Annotated in this window: 1 protein-coding gene; it reads left to right on the plus strand. The window is 68.0% G+C overall.

The features are described 5' to 3' along the window. Positions 1 to 100: 100 nt before the first annotated feature. The coding region (locus ABGB17_RS38795; protein WP_347639394.1) for a phosphopantetheine-binding protein at positions 101 to 944 on the plus strand (844 nt) is incomplete at its 3' end.

Raw genomic sequence — 944 nt, forward strand, 5'->3', positions numbered from 1 at the left:
GACGGCGGAGCGGTTTGTGGCGTGTCCGTTCGGGGTGGGGGAGCGGATGTATCGCTCTGGGGATCTGGTGCGGTGGCGTGCTGATGGGGTGCTGGAGTTCGTGGGCCGGGTCGATGATCAGGTGAAGGTGCGGGGTTTCCGGGTGGAGTTGGGTGAGGTCGAGCATGCTTTGGTGCGGTGTCCGGGGGTGGAGGCGGCTGTGGTGGTCGCCCGGGACAGGCTGGTGGCGTATGTGGTGGGCCGGGTCGAGGTCGAGACGGTGCGGGCGTGGGCACGCGGGGTGTTGCCGGAGTACATGGTCCCGTCGGTGTTCATGCGGGTGGAGTCGCTGCCGCTGACCGTCAACGGCAAGGTGGACCGGCGCGCGTTACCGGAGCCGGATCTCACCGGTGTGACCGGGGATTACGTGGCGCCGCGTACCGCGGTCGAGCAACGGTTGTGCGGGCTGTTCGCCGAGGTGCTCGGGGTGGAACGCGTCGGGATCGAGGACAGCTTCTTCGACCTCGGTGGCGACAGCATCATGTCGATCCAGCTGGTCAGCAGGGCGAGGCGGGCCGGGATCGTGATCACGCCACGGCAGGTCTTCCAGCACCGCACCGTGCAAGCCCTGGCGCGAACGGCGCCGCACGCGCTCGAAGCGGCCGGCCCTGAGCCGGAGCATCGTTCCGAGTTCTCCCTGACCGGACTCACCCAGCACGAGCTCGACGAGCTTCGTTCCGATCCGGACATCGTCGATGTGTGGCCGCTGACTCCGTTGCAGGAGGGCCTGCTGTTCCATGCGGTGTATGACGAGGCAGGCGTGGATGTCTACGCCAGTCAGATCGTCGTGCGGTTGGAGGGGCGGGTGGATGGGGGGCGGTTGCGGTTGGCGGTGGAGGGGTTGTTGCGGCGGCATGCGAGTTTGCGGGTGGGTTTTCGGTGGGTGGGGTTGAGCCGGCCGGTGC

Origin of the sequence: Sphaerisporangium sp. B11E5 (assembly GCF_039871875.1) — a bacterium.
GTDB lineage: Bacteria > Actinomycetota > Actinomycetes > Streptosporangiales > Streptosporangiaceae > Sphaerisporangium.